13 protein-coding genes and 1 pseudogene are annotated in these 18,496 nt (G+C 70.0%); 8 read left to right on the forward strand and 6 right to left on the reverse strand.

The features are described from left to right. Window positions 1-101 precede the first annotated feature (101 nt). Genes rarD through ilvA form a run of 3 tightly spaced genes read left to right on the forward strand, consistent with a single transcriptional unit; the run spans window position 102 to window position 5,954 of the window. Window positions 102-1,040 carry an EamA family transporter RarD gene (rarD, locus tag G6028_RS05470; RefSeq protein ID WP_182658271.1) on the forward strand — a complete coding sequence of 313 codons (939 nt, stop codon included), beginning with the start codon at window positions 102-104 and terminating at the stop codon, window positions 1,038-1,040. Window positions 1,041-1,082: 42 nt separating this feature from the next. Then, window positions 1,083-4,637, forward strand: coding sequence for a DNA polymerase III subunit alpha (dnaE, locus tag G6028_RS05475; protein WP_182658272.1), 3,555 nt, complete (start codon window positions 1,083-1,085; stop codon window positions 4,635-4,637). 42 nt (window positions 4,638-4,679) lie between these two features. Then, window positions 4,680-5,954 (forward strand): threonine ammonia-lyase IlvA, encoded by a 1,275-nt coding sequence (gene ilvA, locus G6028_RS05480; RefSeq protein WP_179525083.1) that lies wholly within the window; start codon window positions 4,680-4,682, stop codon window positions 5,952-5,954. 7 nt (window positions 5,955-5,961) lie between these two features. On the opposite strand, the gene treZ is transcribed toward ilvA, so the two are convergent. Beyond that, entirely contained in the window at window positions 5,962-7,740 is a 1,779-nt protein-coding gene (treZ, locus tag G6028_RS05485; protein WP_182658273.1) for a malto-oligosyltrehalose trehalohydrolase, read from the reverse strand. A 50-nt stretch (window positions 7,741-7,790) separates the two neighbouring features. On the opposite strand from treZ, the gene G6028_RS05490 reads away from it, so the two are divergent. Together G6028_RS05490 and G6028_RS05495 are read left to right on the forward strand one after the other, a co-directional pair. Beyond that, the gene (locus tag G6028_RS05490) at window positions 7,791-8,468 is read left to right on the forward strand and encodes an IMPACT family protein (protein ID WP_182658274.1); all 678 of its coding nucleotides are present in this window, start codon (window positions 7,791-7,793) and stop codon (window positions 8,466-8,468) included. 4 nt (window positions 8,469-8,472) lie between these two features. Next, window positions 8,473-8,709, forward strand: a complete 237-nt coding sequence (locus tag G6028_RS05495; protein WP_179525086.1) for a hypothetical protein — start codon at window positions 8,473-8,475, stop codon at window positions 8,707-8,709. Between the two features lie 30 nt (window positions 8,710-8,739). On the opposite strand, the gene G6028_RS05500 is transcribed toward G6028_RS05495, so the two are convergent. Together G6028_RS05500 and G6028_RS05505 are read right to left on the reverse strand one after the other, a co-directional pair. Then, a complete protein-coding gene (locus G6028_RS05500; protein WP_179525087.1) occupies window positions 8,740-9,414 on the reverse strand; it encodes a nitroreductase in 675 nt (224 codons plus the stop codon). A 124-nt stretch (window positions 9,415-9,538) separates the two neighbouring features. Next, on the reverse strand, window positions 9,539-9,994 hold the full coding sequence (locus G6028_RS05505; RefSeq protein ID WP_182658275.1) for a VOC family protein: 456 nt from the start codon (window positions 9,992-9,994) through the stop codon (window positions 9,539-9,541). Window positions 9,995-10,128: 134 nt separating this feature from the next. Between G6028_RS05505 and G6028_RS05510 the strand changes: the two genes are divergently transcribed. Both G6028_RS05510 and G6028_RS05515 read left to right on the forward strand, forming a co-directional pair. Further along, window positions 10,129-10,779: a helix-turn-helix transcriptional regulator gene (locus tag G6028_RS05510; protein ID WP_182658276.1), complete on the forward strand. Its 651-nt coding sequence runs from the start codon at window positions 10,129-10,131 to the stop codon at window positions 10,777-10,779. A gap of 28 nt (window positions 10,780-10,807) precedes the next feature. Beyond that, a complete protein-coding gene (locus G6028_RS05515) occupies window positions 10,808-11,173 on the forward strand; it encodes an RNA-binding S4 domain-containing protein (protein WP_179525090.1) in 366 nt (121 codons plus the stop codon). 6 nt (window positions 11,174-11,179) lie between these two features. Here the strand turns inward: G6028_RS05515 and treY are convergent, their stop codons facing one another. Genes treY through G6028_RS05530 form a run of 3 tightly spaced genes read right to left on the reverse strand, consistent with a single transcriptional unit; the run spans window position 11,180 to window position 18,005 of the window. Next, window positions 11,180-13,642 (reverse strand): malto-oligosyltrehalose synthase, encoded by a 2,463-nt coding sequence (gene treY / locus G6028_RS05520; RefSeq protein WP_182658277.1) that lies wholly within the window; start codon window positions 13,640-13,642, stop codon window positions 11,180-11,182. Between the two features lie 2 nt (window positions 13,643-13,644). Further along, window positions 13,645-15,789 (reverse strand): glycogen debranching protein GlgX, encoded by a 2,145-nt coding sequence (glgX, locus tag G6028_RS05525; RefSeq protein WP_182658278.1) that lies wholly within the window; start codon window positions 15,787-15,789, stop codon window positions 13,645-13,647. 56 nt (window positions 15,790-15,845) lie between these two features. Beyond that, window positions 15,846-18,005 (reverse strand): acyltransferase family protein, encoded by a 2,160-nt coding sequence (locus G6028_RS05530; protein ID WP_182609853.1) that lies wholly within the window; start codon window positions 18,003-18,005, stop codon window positions 15,846-15,848. Window positions 18,006-18,144: 139 nt separating this feature from the next. Here G6028_RS05530 and G6028_RS05535 point away from each other — a divergent pair. After that, window positions 18,145-18,496: pseudogene (locus tag G6028_RS05535) on the forward strand (hypothetical protein); the annotation flags it as partial.

The following is an 18,496-nucleotide window of genomic DNA, read 5'->3' on the forward strand; positions in this document are numbered from 1 at the left end:
CGTCCGCCCGCTCCAGCCCCAGCAGGTCGACGCCGCGTTCCCCCTCCCCGACGACGCCCCCGTGCCGTCGGCGTGAGCGCGCGGGTGCCGGGGTGGTGCGGATGACCGAGCGGGGAGGGGAGCTCCGCGGGCGGGATCCCGCCGACCGGTCGGTGGCGCTCGGGATGCTCGCCGGGGTCCTGGCGTACACGCTCTGGGGCTTCTTCCCCGCGTTCTTCCCGCTGCTCGAGCCCGCCGGTGCGGTCGAGATCGTGGGCCACCGCATCGTGTGGTCGCTGGTGATCATGGCGCTGGTGCTCACCGTCATGCGACGGTGGCGGGAGCTGTGGGCGCTCGACCGCCTCTCGTGGGCGCGGATCGCCGGCGCCGCCGCGTTCATCACCGTGAACTGGGGTGTGTACGTCCACACGGTCAACTCCGAGCGGGTCACCGAGGCGGCCCTGGGATACACGATCAACCCCCTGGTGAGCGTGCTCCTGGGAGTCGTGGTGTTCCGCGAACGGCTGAACCGTCCCCAGGTGTTCGCGGTGGCCCTCGCCGTCGTCGCGGTGGGGGTTCTCACCGTGGGGTACGGACACTTCCCGTACCTCTCGGTGCTCCTGGCGACGAGTTTCGGCCTGTACGGGGTCTTCAAGAAGAAGCTCCGGGTGGACCCGGTGGTGGGGATGACCGGGGAGGTGCTGCTCATCGCGCCGGTCGCGCTCGCCGTTCTGGTGTGGCTGGGCGCGACCGGCGCGGGCACGTTCACCGGACACGGGGCGGGGCACGCGGCGTTGCTCGCCACCTCGGGCCTGGTGACCGTGGTGCCGTTGCTGTTGTTCGCCGTGGCCGCCCAGCGGATACCCCTGGCCACCGTCGGGATGCTGCAGTACATCATCCCGGTCCTGCAGATGGCCTGGGGGATCCTGGTGGTCGGGGAGCGACTGGACGCCGTCCAGTGGACGGGCTTCGCGTTGATCTGGGTGGCGGTGATCGCGTTCACGCTGGCGGGACGGTCACGCCGCCGGACGCGTGCTGGCGTTTCGGGTCGTGTCGGATAACCGACCTACACTGGGCCGGACAAGCCGTAGGAGGAATGCTGCGTGGGCGGATCCCAGTTCGTGCATCTGCACAATCACACCGAGTTCTCGATGCTCGACGGGATGGCGCAGATCAACCCGATGTTCGCCGAGGCCTCCAGGCTCGGGATGCCCGCGGTGGGCATGACCGACCACGGCAACATGTACGGGTCCTCGGACTTCTACAAGCAGGCCGTCAAGACCGGGATCAAGCCGATCATCGGCATCGAGGCGTACGTCGCACCCGAGTCGAGGTTCAACAAGAAGCGCGTGCTGTGGGGTGAGAAACACCAGAAGGGTGACGACGTCGCGGGTTCGGGTGCCTACACCCACATGACCATGGTCGCCGAGAACGCGACCGGCCTGCGCAACCTGTTCCTGCTGTCCTCGCTGGCCTCCTACGAGGGACAGCTGGGCAAGTGGGCCCGGATGGACGCCGAGATCCTGGCCGAGCACTCCGAGGGGATCATCGCCACCTCCGGGTGCCCCTCCGGCGAGATCCAGACCCGACTGCGCCTGGGCCACCACAAGGAGGCCTACGAGGCGGCCGAGAAGTGGCAGTCGATCTTCGGGAAGGACAACTTCTTCCTGGAGCTCATGGACCACGGGATCGACATCGAGCGGCGGGTCCGTGAGGACCTGCTCAAGCTCGGCAGGGACATGGGCATGCCGCCGCTGGTGACGAACGACTGCCACTACGTCACCCGCGAGCAGTCCCACGCGCACGAGGCGATGCTCTGCGTGCAGACGGGCAAGACCCTCGCCGACGAGAACCGCTTCAAGTTCGACGGCGACGGGTACTTCCTCAAGTCCGCGGCCGAGATGCGTGCCCAGTGGGATACCGAGGTCCCGGGTGGATGCGACAACACGTTGTGGATCGCCGAACGCGTCCAGCCGTACGACGAGATCTGGGCGCCCAAGGACCGGATGCCCAAGTTCCCCGTGCCTGCGGGGGAGACGGAGGACTCCTGGCTCGCCCGCGAGGTCCACAAGGGCCTGCAGTGGCGTTTCCCCGCGGGGGTTCCGCAGGAGTACCTGGACCGCGCGGAGTTCGAGCTCGAGGTGATCAAGGGCAAGGGGTACCCCGGGTACTTCCTCGTGGTCGGTGACCTCATCGAGTACGCCCGCTCCATCGGGATCAAGGTCGGCCCGGGTCGAGGGTCCGCGGCGGGTGCGCTGGTGGCGTACGCGCTCAAGATCACCAATATCGACCCGATCGAGCACGGACTGCTGTTCGAGCGGTTCCTCAACCCGGAGCGCCCGTCCGCGCCCGATATCGATATCGACTTCGACGACCGCCGGCGCGGCGAGATGATCCGCTACGCCAGCGACAAGTGGGGCGCAGACAAGATCGCCCAGGTCATCACGTTCGGCACCATCAAGACCAAGGCCGCCATCAAGGACGCCGCGCGCGTGAACTTCGGCCAGCCCGGGTACGCGATCGCCGACCGGATCACCAAGGCCCTGCCGCCGGCGGTCATGGCCAAGGACATCCCCCTGTCGGGCATCACCGACCCCAAGCACGAGCGGTACGGCGAGGCCTCGGAGGTCCGCCAGCTCATCGAGACCGACCCCGACGTCAAGCGGATCTACGACACGGCCCGCGGACTGGAGGGAATGGTCCGCCAGGCGGGTGTCCACGCGTGCGCGGTGATCATGTCCTCCGAGCCGCTGCTCGACGTGATCCCCATGTGGAAGCGAGCGCAGGACGGGGCCCTGATCACCGGGTGGGACTACCCCTCGTGTGAGGACATCGGCCTGCTCAAGATGGACTTCCTGGGCCTGCGCAACCTCACGGTGATCGGCGACTGCCTGGAGAACATCAAGTCCAACCGTGGCGAGGAGATCGACCTCGACACGCTCAGCACCGATGACCAGGCGACCTACGACCTGCTGGCCAGCGGCGACACCCTCGGCGTGTTCCAGCTGGACTCCGGTGGCATGCGTGAGCTGCTCAAGCGCATGAAGCCGACCGGCTTCAACGACATCGTGGCCGCCCTCGCGCTGTACCGGCCCGGCCCCATGGGGATGGGGACGCACTGGAACTACGCCGACCGCAAGAACGGCAAGCAGGAGCTGGTGCCGATCCACCCGGAGCTGGAGGAGCCGCTCCGGGTGATCCTCGGCGAGACCCACGGTCTGATCGTGTACCAGGAGCAGATCATGGCCATCTCCCGCGAGCTCGCGGGATACACCGCCGGTGAGGCCGACGGCTTCCGCAAGGCCATGGGCAAGAAGAAGGCCGAGGTCCTGGCCGCCGAGTACGAGAAGTTCTCGGGCGGAATGTTCGAACGCGGTTTCTCCAAGGAGGCCGTGGACGCCCTGTGGGGGACCATCGAGCCCTTCGCCTCGTACGCGTTCAACAAGTCCCATGCGGCCGGCTACGGGCTGGTGTCCTTCTGGACCGGCTACCTCAAGGCCAACTATCCGGCGGAGTACATGGCCGCCCTGCTCACCTCCGTGGGTGACGACAAGGACAAGGCCGCGCTGTACCTGTCCAACTGCCGGCAGATGGGGATCCGGGTCCTGCCGCCGTCCGTCAACGAGTCGCTCACCAACTTCGCCTCGGTGGGCACGGACATCCGGTTCGGTATGGGTGCGGTCCGCAACGTCGGTTCGCACGTCGTGGACTCCGTCGTGGCCGCCCGTACGGAGAAGGGGGCGTTCACCGACTTCTCCGACTACCTGGCCAAGATCGACCAGACCGCGTGCACCAAGAAGGTCACGGAATCGCTGATCAAGGCCGGCGCGTTCGACTCCCTGGGGCACCCCCGCAAGGGACTGTTCCTGGTCCACGCCGACGCCGTCGAGTCGGTGATGTCCACCAAGAAGGCCGAGGCGGTGGGCCAGTTCGACCTCTTCGGCGGGGCGGACACGGACGAGACGGGAGGCGCCTCCGCCTTCAGCGACGTCTTCGCGGTCCGCGTGCCCGACGAGGAATGGGAGATCAAGCAGAAGCTGGCGCTCGAGCGGGAGATGCTCGGTCTGTACGTCTCGGGCCACCCGCTCGACGGGTTGGAGTCCGCGCTCGCCGCCAAGACCGACACGTCGATCGCCACCATCCACGAGGGCGAGCTCGCGCACGGCACCGCGGTGACCATCGGCGGGATCATCTCCGGTGTGGACCGGCGGGTCAACAAGAACGGCGAACCGTGGGCGATCGTGACCATCGAGGACTTCAACGGGAGCGTCGAGGTGCTCTTCTTCCCCAAGACGTACCGGCTCGCGGCGCTGGACATCGCCGAGGACGCGGTCGTCCTGGTCAAGGCGCGCATCAACATCCGCGAGGACCGGGTGTCGGTGTTCGGCGACACCCTCGAGGTGCCGGACCTGGTCGTGGGCGGCAACGGCGCCCCGCTGGCGCTGACCCTGCCCACCCGGATGTGCACCATCGAGACCGTCACCGCCCTCAAACAGGTGCTCGGCCGACACCCCGGACCCTCCGACGTCCACCTGCGGCTGGTCAACGGGAACTCCTCGACGGTGTTGCGACTGGACGACCATCTGCGGGTGGAGACGTCCTCCTCGCTCATGGGGGATCTCAAGGCGCTGCTCGGGCCGGGTTGTCTCACCGGATGACCAGTTGGCGGTGACGGACCGCACGGTGGGACACTGGTCGTCGTGACCGTCACCGACTCCGCCGCGACCCAGGTAGTGACCCCAGACGACATCGACATCGCCGCCCGCCGCATCGGCGACGTGATCCTCGCGAGCGAACTGCACCAGAGCGAGCGGTTGAGCGAGCAGACCGGCGCGACCATCCTGCTCAAGCGCGAGGACCAGCAGGCCGTCCGGTCGTACAAGATCCGTGGCGCCTACAACCTGATGTCGCAGCTGACCGGCGACGAGCGCAGCGCGGGCGTGGTGACGGCGAGTGCGGGCAACCACGCCCAGGGCGTCGCCTTCGCCTGCCGCAGCCTCGGGATCAACGGCCGCATCTACGTCCCCACCAACACCCCCAAGCAGAAGCGGGACCGCATCCTCGCCCACGGACGCAACTGGGTGGAGCTGGTGGTCACCGGCGTCAACTTCGACGCGGCCCAGACCGCCGCCCGCGCGGACGCCGAGCGGACCGGTGCCACGATGGTCCCGCCGTTCGACCACCCGGACACCATGGCCGGTCAGGGAACCATCGCGGCGGAGATCCTGGCGCAGCTCGACCGGGTCCCCGATGCGGTGGTGGTGCCGGTCGGCGGCGGCGGTCTGGTGGGCGGGCTCGCCACCTACCTGGCGGAGTACGCGCCCGACTGCAAGATCATCGCGGTGGAACCCGCGGGAGCGCCCTCTCTGACCCGGGCTCTCGAGGCGGGCGAGCCCGTCACCCTCGACACCGTGGACACCTTCGTCGACGGTGCGTCGGTGGCACGGCTCGGGGATTTCCCGTTCGGGGTGATCTCGTCGATGACCGAGCGGATCCAGGTCCTCACCGTGGACGAGGGTGCGGTGTGTACGGCGATGCTGGAGCTGTACCAGAACGAGGGGATCATCTCCGAGCCCGCCGGCGCGCTGGCGGTCACCGCACTCGAGCAGCTCGAGATCGACGAGGGCGCGACGGTCGTCTGCATCATCTCGGGCGGTAACAACGACGTCTCGCGGTACAGCGAGATCATCGAACGCTCGTTGGTGCACCAGGGGCTGAAGCACTACTTCCTGGTCAAGTTCCCCCAGGAGCCCGGCCAACTGCGTCGATTCCTCGACGAGGTGCTGGGTCCGGAGGACGACATCACGCAGTTCGAGTACCTCAAGCGCAACAACCGCGAGTACGGGGCCGCCCTCGTGGGTATCGAACTCGGCTCCGCCACGGGCCTGCACTCCCTGCTCGAGCGGATGGAGGCCTCCCGGATCGACTGTGAGCGGCTCGAGCCCGGCACCGCGGCGTACGAGTACCTGACCTGAGGCCCGTCTACCCGGTGTCCGGGCGGGTGCGCACCACCGCGAACCCGAACGCCTGACAGAAGACCGAGTCCTCGTCGACCACCGCCCCCGAGGCCAGCACCGCCTCGCCGGCCACCGGGACCCTGCTCGGCTCGGTTCCCAGGTTCACCACCAGGGCGAGCGATCCGCGGTGGACGATCAGCCAGCGGCCGTCGTCGGCCTCGACCCCGCACCGCACGCGGACCGACCCGAGCCACGGATCGGTCAGCTCGGGCTCGGCCCGCCGGAGGGCGATGAGTGCGCGGTACCCCCGGAGGATCTCGGCGTGCTGGTCCCGGGTCTGCTCGGACCGGTCCAGCACCGACCGCCGGAACGTCTCCGGGTCCTGGGGGTCGGCCACCGTGGCCGGGTCCCATCCCATCTCGGCGAACTCGCGGGTCCGGCCCCGGCGCACGGCGTCGGCGAGCTCGGGCTCGGGGTGCGAGGTGAAGAAGCAGAACGGGGTACGCGCGCCCCATTCCTCGCCCTGGAACAGCATCGGCGTGAAGGGGGAGCACAGGACGATCGCGGCCTTGGCCAGCTGCTGCGCGGGTGAGAGGTTCACGGAGGGCCGGTCACCCGCGGCGCGGTTGCCCACCTGGTCGTGGGTGAGCGTGTACGCCACGAACCGGCTGCCCGGGACCCGTCCGACATCCAGCGGGCGGCCGTGGACCCGCCCCCGGAACGCCGACCACGTCCCGGCGTGGAGGAACGCCCCGGTGAGGACCTGCCGGAGTGACTCGAGTGACCCGAAGTCCGAGTAGTAGCCCTGGCGTTCACCGGAGACCGCGGCGTGGACCGCGTGGTGCACGTCGTCGTCCCACTGTCCGGTGAGGCCCAGTCCGCCGCCCTCTCTCGCGGTGACCAACCGGGGGTCGTTCTGGTCCGACTCCGCGATCAGCGACAACGGTAGCCCGAGGTGGGCGGAGAGGGACTCGACCTCCACCGCCAGCTGCTCGAGCAGGTGCACGGCCGAGGCGTCGTGCAGGGCGTGGACCGCGTCCAGGCGCAGGGCGTCCACGTGGAACTCGTCGAACCAGCGCAGGGCGTTGTCGATGATGTACCGGCGCACCTCGCCCGAGTGGCGGCCGTCGAGGTTGAGCCCCGATCCCCACGGCCCGTCGGCGGCGGACAGGTACGGGCCGAACTCGGGCAGGTAGTTCCCCGACGGCCCGAGGTGGTTGTAGACCACGTCAAGACACACTCCCAGTCCGCGGGCGTGGCAGGCGTCCACGAACTGCTGGAACGCGTCCGGTCCTCCGTACGGCTCGTGCACGGCGAACCACGCCACCCCGTCGTAACCCCAGCCGTACTCGCCGTTGAACGCGTTGACGGGCATCACCTCGACCATGTCCACGCCCAGCTCCACCAGGTCGTCGAGGTACTCGATCGCGCTGGTCAGGGTGCCACCGGGGGAGAAGGTTCCCACGTGCATCTCATACAGGAGTGACCCGGCCAGTTGCCGACCCGTCCAGGCCGAGTCGGTCCAGCGCGTCGCGTCCACCCGGTGCACCCGCGAGAGCCCGTGCACGCCGTCGGGCTGACGCGCCGACCGCGGGTCGGGACGCGCGTCGCTCACCTCGCCGTCGTCGCCCGTCACCACGAACCCGTAGTCCCTGCCCTGCTCGCGGACGACGGTCGAGGCCCACCAGCCGTCGGCGGTGCGGTGCATGGCGATCGGATCGGCGTCGGCGGAGTCCAGGACCAGGCCGACGGCCTCGGCTGTCGGCGCCCAGACGGAGAACGTGTCACTGCTCGGGAAGGTCACACCCCCAGGGTAGGGAAAACCACCGGGGGCGGGGCGGCGATACTGGTCCCATGACCGACCCCGGGACACGTGTGCTCAGGCTGGCCGCCGGCCCGGACGTCACCGGCGAGTACGAGGAGAAGCGCTCGAGGTTCCTCGCCGTGGTGAGGAGGTGCGACGACGAGGAGGCCGCCCGCGACCTGATCGCCGACCTCCGCCGTGCCCATCCGGCCGCGCGCCACCACTGCAGCGCCTTCCTGGTGGACGTGCCGGGGTCGAGCCGGATCGAGCGCTCGAACGACGACGGCGAACCCTCCGGAACCGCCGGCACCCCCATGCTGGAGGTCCTGCGCGGCAGTGGGCTCACCGGGGTGAGCGCGGTGGTCGTGCGGTGGTTCGGCGGCACCCGGTTGGGCACGGGCGGTCTGGTCCGGGCGTACGGTTCCGCGGTGTCGGCCGCCCTCGACCGGGCGTGGCGGACGGGTCGGGTCGTGGAGGTCACGCGGACGCCGGCGTGGCGTGCCGAGGTCGACCACTCGGTGGCGGGAGGCCTCGAGGGAGCAGTCCGCGGGGCGGGTGCGCGGGTGCTCGGCGTGGACCACGGCCGGCGGGTGGTGTTGACCGTCGCCGGGGAGCTCGAGGTGCTGGGGCCGATCCTGGCGACCCGGACCTCCGGTGGGGTCGAGTGGCAACCCGCAGGGGTGGCGACCACCGAGAACGCGGTGCGGTGCCGAGATATGGAATCCTGACGGTATGAGCATGCAGCCCTACCAACCGAACTCGATCGAGGTCCAGAAGCAGCAGGTGCGCAAGGATGCGCGCACCACGGCGATCGCGCTGGGCGTGACCGTGGTGGCGCTGCCGATCGCGTTGTTCGCCAGCTCGTTCTTCACCGTGGTGGCGATCCTCGCCGGGATCGTGGCGATCTACAAAGGCAACCAGGTGCGCCAGGCCATCTCGGGCAAGCCCAAGAATCGCGAACTGTACTGACGGATCCGGATCGACCGTGGGCGTCCCCGGTCAGCCGTGGCGGCGGACCACGTCGGTGAGATCCGCCCGATCGGCCCGGAAGGTGTTGGCGGGGTGCTCGGGGTCGGCGTAGCCGAAGGCGATCCCGCACACGATCAGCCGGTCCTCACCGATCCCGAGGTGCTCGCGGACCCCGTCCGAGTAGAGCGCGAGCGCGGCCTGGGCGCAGGTGGCCACGCCCAGCGAGGACGCCGCCGCGAGGAACGTCGCCACATAGCCACCGCAGTCCACCGCGCCGTAGGTGCCCAGGCCCGCGTCCGAGGTGATCACCGCGACGTGCGGGGCGCCGAAGAACCGGTAGTTCTCCAGCATCTGCGTGAGCCGTGCCTCCTTGTCCGAGCGCTCGATGCCCAGCGCGGTGTAGAGGCCGTACCCGCTGGCCCGCCGCCGTTCGCCGTACACGCCCTCGTAGCGCTCGGGTGCCGGCAGGTCCGAGCGCATCCCGTTGGCCAACACGTACTCCGTGAGGTGCTTGCCGAACTCGGCGGTCGCCTGCCCGGTCACCAGGTCGACCTGCCAGGCCTGAGAGTTGCACCAGGACGCCGTGCGCTGGGCCATCTGCAGGATCCGGTCGATCGTCTCCTCGGGAACGGGGTCGGACGTGAATCCTCGGCAGCTGTAGCGGTCGTCGAGGATCCGCTCGAGCGTGGCGGCGGCGTCGGTCATGGGCCCTCCAGGAGGTCGTGCGGGACTGTGATGTCAGTCTCGCACGGGGGGCACGCGGCCCCCGGCCGGGGCCCGTCCCGAGCCCCGGCCGGATCCTTCGTGCAACCGGGTGACCGCGGTGGGATCAGTCCGCCGGGTTCCCGGCCACGTCCACGCTCCAGGTGACGCCGAACCGGTCCGTCAGCATCCCGAAGCCGGCGCTCCACGCGGACGCCGCGAGGGGCTCGATGACCGTCGCACCCTCGGCGAGTGCGCTCCAGTACCCCTCCGCCTCACCGAGGGAGCTGACGCTGACGGAGTCGAAGAACGGCTGATCGGTCACCGTCATGCCGTTCTGGCGGGTCGTGAGACCACCGAAGGGCTCGTCGCGTCCGGGGATGACGTACGCCATGACGCTGAAGCCGCAGTCCGCGGTGACGCGGCCGAAGACCACCTTCCCGGCGTCCGGGGCGTCCTGGGGCATCCCGACCTCGCCATAGGTCGTGATGTGCACCTCGCCGCCGAAGGCGCGCTGGTAGTGCGCGAGCGCCTCCCGTGCGGTGCCGGGCAGGTTGAGATGTGTGGTGGTGGTGACTGACATGGTGACTCCCTCGGGTGGGACCGGATCCGCGGCGATCTGCCGCTCGGCTCCATCGTGTCGGGGCTCGAGGACACAGGGTGTCCTCTTTTCCGGGAGAATAAGACCACCGCGCGCTGGCGACGGTACGACAGGTGATGCCCTCACGACTGCGGCACCGGATCGACGGGATCCGGTTCGACAACTCAGCCCACCCCACCGGAGTCGACTCCACCGGCGTCACCCCCGCCGTCGTGGAGGCCGTCAGCGAGGCGGTGCGGAGGAGGATGACCCTGCGCTTCGGCTACCGCGACCCCGATTCACCGTCCCGGCGGACACAACCGCACGGGGTGGTGGCGCGGAACGGACGCTGGTACCTGGTCGCGTGGGACCTGGACAGGGACGACTGGCGGACGTTCCGGGTGGATCGCATGACCCCACGACTACCCACCGGGCCCGCCTTCGAGGCCAGGGGGATCCCGACCGGCACCGCGACGGGATTCCTCGCGAGCCGGTCGAAGGGGTCCGCCCACGACGACGCGTGGCCGTGCGTCGGGGAGGTCGTGATCGACCTCCCCGTGATTGACGTGGCCCGCTGGGTGCACGACGGCGAGGTCGAGGCGCTGTCGGCGCACTCCACCCGGGTGACGCTCGGGTCGTGGTCCTGGGCCGGCGTGATCGCCGCGGTCGTGCGTTTCGACGCCGGGTTCCGCGTCCTCGGCCCCGACGGACTGCTCCGGGCGGCGCGGGAGCTCGAGACCCGGCTGGCCGCCGCGCGGACACCCCGTGACGGTGTCCCGACCGGTTAGCGACGACCGGTCTCGCTATCCTCGCCCTATGGCAGTGCGGGTGGACGCGTGGACGTGGTCGGTGCGGCTGTTCCCGTCGCGGACCAAGGCGGCGGCCGCCTGCCGCGGCGGGCACGTCAAGGTCAACGGGGAGGCGGTGCCACCGTCGAAGGCCGTCGTGCCCGGAGATCGCGTCCAGGTGACGGGCACGCTCGGTCGGATCCGCGTCCTCGAGGTGGTCCGGACGGTCAACAAACGGGTGGGCGCCCCCGTGGCCGTGACCTGCTACATCGATCACTCGCCACCGCCCCCTCCCAGGGAGGTGCTGGCCTCACAGCCCCGGAGGGAGAGGGGAGCGGGGCGGCCGACCAAGCGAGAGCGACGCGAGACCGACCGCCTCCAGGGCCGCGGGTAGGGCCGGTCAGTCGTCCGAGCGGACGATCAGCACGACCGGCGACACGGCCAGCAGGTCACCGACGTCCACCCGGCCGGAGATCGACGAGCCGTCCGGGCGAACCACCCAGGTGCCCTCCGGGAGCAGGACCTCGGTTCCGCCGAACTCGCCGGCCCCGACCACCGCGGTGCGCCGCCTGGCGATCATGCCGACCGTCGCACGCCCGTCGACGAACCTGGTGAACGCCACCACGTCGGCGGCGGCGGGCCCCCGCACCGGAAGCGGGACGTGCGCGCCGGCCGCCATCGCCGCCGGATGCGCACGCCGGATCCGCAGTGCCTCACGGACCAGCGCGAACTTGGGGTGCCCGCCGCGGGCCACCGCGCCGGACCGCAGGGGCTCGTAGTCCACGAACCGGCGGTTGTCCGGGTCGACCAGCGAGTCCTCCCACACCTCCGTGCCCTGGTAGACGTCGGGGACCCCGGGGGACAGCAGTTGTGTCGCCTTGGCGATCAACGAGTTGTCACGCCCGGCGGGGGCGATGCGGTCGACGAACGGGGTGAGCAACGCGCCGCCCGAGTCGAGCAGGGTGTCGATCCACCGGTGGGCGGCGGACTCGAAGTCCGCGTCCTGATCGGTCCAGGTGGTGTGCACGGCGGCCTCACGTAGGGCCTTGTCGGCGTAGTCGTGCAGCCGGGACCGCAGGTCGTCGGCGGGATCGTCGCGCTCCGGCCACACCCCCACGATCACCTGGAGCAGGAAGTAGCCCGCGTCCTCGGCGGGCGGGGGGAACGTCCGGAACACCTCGGAGACCAGATCCGCCCACTCGTCGGACAGCTGGGAGAGGACCGAGATCCGGGCGCGCACGTCCTCGCCCCGCTTGGTGTCGTGGGTGCTGAGCGCCGTCATGGCCAGGGGGGAGGCGAGCGCGCGTTCGGCCATCGCGAGGTGGAAGGCCTCCACCTGCATGCCCATCCGCCCCGGTGAACCGCCGACCTCGTTGAGCGAGACCAGCCGGCCGAGCCGGTAGAACAGGCGGTCCTCCTCGGCCTTGGCGGTGGCCGCACCGGTCACCTGCGCCAACCGGCTCGAGGCCTCGGCACCACGGGCCAGAGCCCCGGCCACGAGACCCAGCACGGGAGCCAGTTCGGGGCGGTCGCGGTGCAGATCGTCCAGTATCGCGGGCAGGGTCCCGCGGAGGACGGGATAGTCGGCGCGATAGGCGGGCGTGCGCTCGATCACCGAGACCAACGCCTCGCGGAGGAGGGCCTCCTCGTCGTCACCACCCGTCACGACACTCGGCTCCCTGCCGAGGGCGGCCTCACGCCGCACTGCGCGGGTCAGGCGGCCCAGTTCGGGGGCGAGGTCCTCCAGGACGATCTGCCGCTTGAGACGGGCGGACTGATCGTGGACCTGCTCCTCGTCGCCGGGGCCGCCGCAGTACCGGGAGGCCAGCTCGGTCAACCGCGCTTGTCCGCCCCGGTCCACCAGCATCTGGTCGATCAGCCGGAGGGCGTCGTATCCCGTGGTCCCGTCGACGGGCATGGCGGGTTCGAGCACCTCGGCGGGCGCGAGGATCTTCTCCACCAGCAGCCACCGGTCCTCGCCGGCCAGCCCGCGGAGCCGCCGGGTGTAGCCCACGGGATCGGCGAGACCGTCGGGGTGGTCGACCCGGATGCCGTCGACCAGATCCTCCTCGCACCAGCGGGCCACCTCGGCGTGGGTGGCGTCGAAGACCGCCGGGTCCTCCTGGCGCAGCCCGGCCAGCCCGGTCACGGTGAAGAACCGCCGGTAGCCCAGGAGCGGCTCCCGCCAGTGGACCAACCGGTAGTGCTGGCGGTCGTGCACCTGTTGCGCGGTCCCGCCCCCGGTGCCGGGGGCCACCGGGAAGCGATGGTCGTAGAAGTGCAGCTCGGCCTCCGCAGCGTCCGTGTCGGAGGTGTCGGTGTCTGTGGCGGTGTCGGTGGGGGTGACGACGACGAGCTGGTCGACGTCCTCCGGTGAACCCAACACCGGGATCGCTATCCGGCCGTCCGCCCCGTTGGCGGGCTCGGTGTCGAAGTCGAAGTACGTGAAATACGGCGACTCCGGGCCCCGGCGCAACGCGTCCCACCACCAGCGGTTCGCCGCCGGACGGTCCACGCCCAGGTGGTTGGGGACGATGTCCACCACCAGGCCCAGGTCGTGCTCCCGGCAGGCCGCCCGCAGCGACCGCAGTGCGCTGATCCCGCCGAGCTCCGCTGCGACCGTGGTCGGGTCCACCACGTCGTACCCGTGGGTCGATCCGGGGGTGGCCTCGAGGATCGGCGACAGGTACACCGATCCCACGCCGAGGTCGGCGAGGTAGGGGACCAGGGCCTCGACGTCGGCCAGGACGAACCCGCGGCCGTCCGGGTCGGACGCGGGCGTCCGCAGTTGGATGCGGTAGGTGCTCGCCAGGGCCGTACCCCTGCGCAGCGGCCCGGTCCCGGTCAGATCCGCGGCGGCCACGATCAGGTGACCTTGCGCAGCACGATCGTGCCGCGATCGGCCACCGTGATCGTGTCGTCCGACCCCAGCTCACCGGTGCGCTCCTCGAGGTGGACCGCGGTGTCCAGGACGACCTCCCAGCTCTCGGCGTACTCGGACCCCAACAACGAGAACTCGATGGGCTCGTGGTGGGCGTTGAACAGCAGGAGGAACGAGTCGTCGACGATCCGCTGGCCACGCTCGTCGGGTTCGTGGATGCCCTCACCGTTGAGATAGACGGCCAGGGACTTGCCGAAGCCGGAGTCCCAGTCCTTGTGGGTCATCTCGGACCCGTCCGGGCTGAACCAGGCGATGTCCTGTGGGTCCTCGTCGTCGCGGAGAACGGTGCCGAAGAACCTGCGCCGGCGGAACACCGGATGGTCCTTCCGCAGTCGGACCAGGGTGCGGGTGAACTCGAGGAGGTCTTCCTTCTCCTCGTCGAGGTCCCAGCTCATCCACGCGATCTCGTTGTCCTGGCAGTACACGTTGTTGTTCCCGCCCTGCGTGCGGGCGATCTCGTCACCGTGGGCGATCATCGGCGTGCCCTGCGACAGGATGAGGGTGGTCAGCATGTTGCGCCGCTGCCGGTGGCGCAGACGCAGCACCTCGGGGTCGTCGGTGGGTCCCTCGACCCCGCAGTTCCAGGAGCGGTTGTGGCTCTCGCCGTCGTTGCCGTCCTCGCCGTTGGCCTCGTTGTGCTTCTCGTTGTAGCTGACCAGGTCGTTGAGGGTCAAGCCGTCGTGGGCGGTGACGAAGTTGATCGAGGCGGTGGGGCGACGTCCGGTGTTCTCGTACAGGTCCGAGGAGCCGGTCAGGCGGGAGGCGAACTCGCCGAGAGTGGCGGGCTCTCCCCGCCAGAAGTCGCGGACGGTGTCGCGGAACTGCCCGTTCCACTCCGTCCACAGCGGCGGGAAGTTGCCCACCTGGTAGCCGCCCTCGCCGACGTCCCACGGCTCGGCGATCAGCTTGACCTGGCTGACCACCGGGTCCTGCTGGACCAGATCGAAGAACGAGGACAACCGGTCGACGTCGTGCAGCCCCCTGGCCAGGGCGGAGGCGAGATCGAACCGGAACCCGTCGACGTGCATGTCGAGGACCCAGTACCGCAGCGAGTCCATGATGAGCTGCAGGGAGTGGGGGTGCCGGACGTTGAGCGTGTTCCCGGTGCCCGTGTAGTCCATGTAGTGCTGTTCGTCGCCCTCGACCAGACGGTAGTACGCCTGGTTGTCGATCCCGCGGAACGCGATGGTGGGTCCCATGTGGTTACCCTCCGCGGTGTGGTTGTAGACCACGTCCAGGATCACCTCGATGTTGGCGTCGTGGAACGCCTTGACCATCGCCTTGAACTCGCTCACCGCGTCACCGGGCTTCTCCGCGAACGCGTACTCGTTGTGCGGGGCCAGGAAGCCGAAGCTGTTGTACCCCCAGTAGTTCCGCAGCCCCATGTCGATCAACCGCTGGTCCTGCATGAACTGGTGCACCGGCATCAACTCGATCGCGGTGACGCCGAGGTCGGTCAGGTAGTCGATGATCGCCGGGTGGGTCATGCCGGCGTAGGTGCCGCGCATCTCCGCCGGGATGTCGGGGTGCGTGGCGGTCATGCCCTTGACGTGGGCCTCGTAGATCACGGTGTTGTGGTACTCGTGCCGGGGCGCGCGGTCGTTGCCCCAGTCGAAGTAGGGGTTGATCACGACGGTGGTCATGGTGTGACCGAGGGAGTTCTCGGTGTTCCGTCGACCCGGGTCGTCCAGGTCGTAGCTGTGCAGGCTCGGGTGGCCGTCGAACTCCCCGTCGAAGGCCTTGCCGTACGGGTCGAGCAACAGCTTGGAGGGGTCGCAGCGCAGACCGTTCTCGGGCTCGTACGGCCCGTGCACCCGGAAGCCGTAGCGCTGCCCCGGGGTCACCCCGAACAGATAGCAGTGCCAGATATGACCGTCGACCTCGGTGAGCTCGACGCACTGCTCCCCGCCGTCGCGGTCGATCAGGCACAGGTCGACGCGCTCGGCCACCTCGGAGAACAGCGCGAAGTTGGTGCCGGTTCCGTCATACGTGGCACCGAGGGGGAAGGCGGTACCAGGCCAGGCACGGATGAGCTCTGGGGCGGACTGCTGCGCGTCGTCGTTGGTCACAAAGCCCAACAGTAGTGCGTTTCGGGGCGGGAGCCGCTGTGCCGGGCCCCCGGCGGTCACCACCAGCCGGTCGCGGGCCCCATCTGCCTGGCCAGTTCGCCCGACGCGGACCGGACCCACGACCCGGAGAGGTGGTGGGAATCGTGGTAGACGATCACGTTGCCCACCACGACCGGGCAGTTCGCCGGGTCGCACAGGCCGTCGGTGAGGTCGATCAGTCGGACCGAGTCGATCCCGGCCCCGGCGAGCCCGGCCGGGTTGATCGGCGCGATGGACCGCTCCCGGGGCATCCCGCACTCCTCGGGGGTGCCGCCGTCTCCCAGACAGTCCCCGGCCCGGATCGGGCCGCGGCCCTGGTTGAGCCACGGGGTGTCCCGGACGGCGATCACGCCGATGCCCTGCTGGTCGAGTGCACGCCATAGGTCCACGTACTGGCGCGGGGTGACGTCCGGGCCCACGACCCCCACCGGCCGGGTGGCGGTGGTGAACACGAAGTCGGGTGCCAGGCCCACGAGGGCGGCCAGGGCGGCGGGCGTCCACTCGGCGCAGCTCTCGTACAGCAACTCGTCGCTGTCGGACACCGAGGCGTCCAGGGTCAGCGGGCACCCCATCTTGAGCACCGTGACCACCCGGAAGCCGTAGTGTCGGCCGACCTCGTCGAGGCCGCTGATCCAGTGCTCGGCGTGGGAGCCACCCACCAAGGCGATGGTGCGCGGCGCGGTGACGTCGCCGTACACGCACATCTGCACCTCGGCCGACTCGAAGTTCGAGATGCAGCCGTCCAGGGTGCTCACGGGCAGGTCGTTGCCCACCTGCAGCAGTGAGGGGACGTAGTCGGCGTCCTCGGGGACCGGGATGCCGTCGAAGAAGGCGCGGGCCCCGGGGTGGTCCGGGTCGGTCAGTGAGTCGACATAGGGCACGGCCGAGCGGGAGGCGGACGTGGCGGTCCACCATCCGACCGTCCCGAGGCTGGCCACCGCGGCCACCACGACGAGGGCGGTGGCCTGGACGAAGCGGCGCTGATCGCGCGCGTTGCGTCCGGACCCCTTGCGGAGCGAGTCACGCTTCTGGGCGGCGGGGGTGGACCGCCCGCGTGCCCGGCTGGCCATCCGCAGCGGTCGCTCGACGTACTTCTCGGTCAACAGGGCGAGCACCACGGAGACCGCGACGATCGCCAGCCCCGACACCAGCGTGATCTCGGCCTGCCGGTCGTAGGAGAGCCAGAGGATGAGGAGCGGCCAGTGCCACAGGTACAGGGAGTACGAGATGTCGCCCAGGCGTCGGAACACCCGCGCGGACAGCAGCCAGGTGACCGGGTCCCTCCGCGGTGTCGCGCGCTCGCCCTCGGGGAGGTTGCCGCCGAGGATGATCAGCAGGGCCCCGCCGATCGGGTACCAGGCCAGGGGGCCGGGGAAGTAGGCGGCGCCGTCGATCACGAAGCCGCAGCTCACGATGAGCGCCAGCCCGGCGACGGTGCTGAGCATGCGCAACGGCCACGGCAGCACGATCCCCGCCAGCAGGATCGCCACGAGACCACCGACGAGGAGCTCCCACATCCGGGCGCCGGTGTCGTAGTAGTTCCAGGGCTGGTTGACGGCCTGCCCGTAGGCGGACCACCACACCGAGGCCGCGGTGCCCACGGCCACCACTCCGAGGAGCATCCACTTGGGCGAGCCGCCCCGCCCGATGAGCCGCCACATCGCGGTCAGGCCCAGGACGACGCCGAGGGCGACGAGATAGAACTGGCCCTGCACCGACATGGACCACAGGTGCTGCAGCGGCGAGATGGTGGCGTCGGCCGCCGCGTAGTCCTGGGAGGTGAGCGCGAGTTCCCAGTTCTGGTAGTACAGCAGTGAGGCGAGGGTCTGTTCGAAGATCGCCGACCACTGGGTAGGGGGCTTGATGAGGATCGTCCCCACGACGGTCGCGGCCACCGTGACCACCAACGCCGGGTACAGCCGACGGACCAGTCGCGTGAGATGGGGGATCGGGTTGAGGGCGGTGCGCCCGTCCGAGGCGCCGCGTAGGAGCGATCCCAGGAAGAAGAATCCGGAGAGGGTGAGGAACACATCGACGCCGCCGGAGACGCGGCCCATCCAGATGTGGAACACCACGACCAGTGCGATGGCCAGCCCGCGGAGCCCGTCGATGTCGTGCCGGTAGGCCATCTTCCCTCGCCGGCGGCGAGCAGGCGAGATCGGAGTGCTGGTGGCCACTGGCGAGTACTTCCTGACGGGTCGTCCGGTCTGTGCAGGCGCCCCGACTCTGCGAGCGCGTGCACCGAAGAGCATGGCGGAGCCGCGTCCGATTACACCACAGACGGTCGACAGCGCCCGCGTTGGTACAGTCCGGCCCATGCTCAGCTCGCCGCCGATCCGCGCCGTGGGGACCGTGACGGGAGTCGTCGGTCCGGCCGTGGTCGCGCTGCTGCTGTGGATCGTGGCGGCACCCCGCTCGGAGTTGCTCTCGGTGGGCGGCGGGAGGGGGTTGCGGCTCCCGGAGTCCGGGACGGACGGCGGCAGCCAGCTCCTGATGTTGATCGTCCTCCTCGGGGCGGCCGTCGTGTGTGCGGTGCTGACCTTGTGGCACCGTCACCCGGGCCTGCGGAGGCCGGGTGGCGTCACCGTCCTCGTGGTGCTTCCGGGGCTGACGTGTGCGGTCGCCGCGGCGGCCGCCTCGCCGCTCGCCGCGTTGCTGGCGCCGCCCG

Source organism: Dietzia cercidiphylli, assembly GCF_014145145.1.
In the GTDB taxonomy this organism is placed as follows: domain Bacteria; phylum Actinomycetota; class Actinomycetes; order Mycobacteriales; family Mycobacteriaceae; genus Dietzia; species Dietzia natronolimnaea.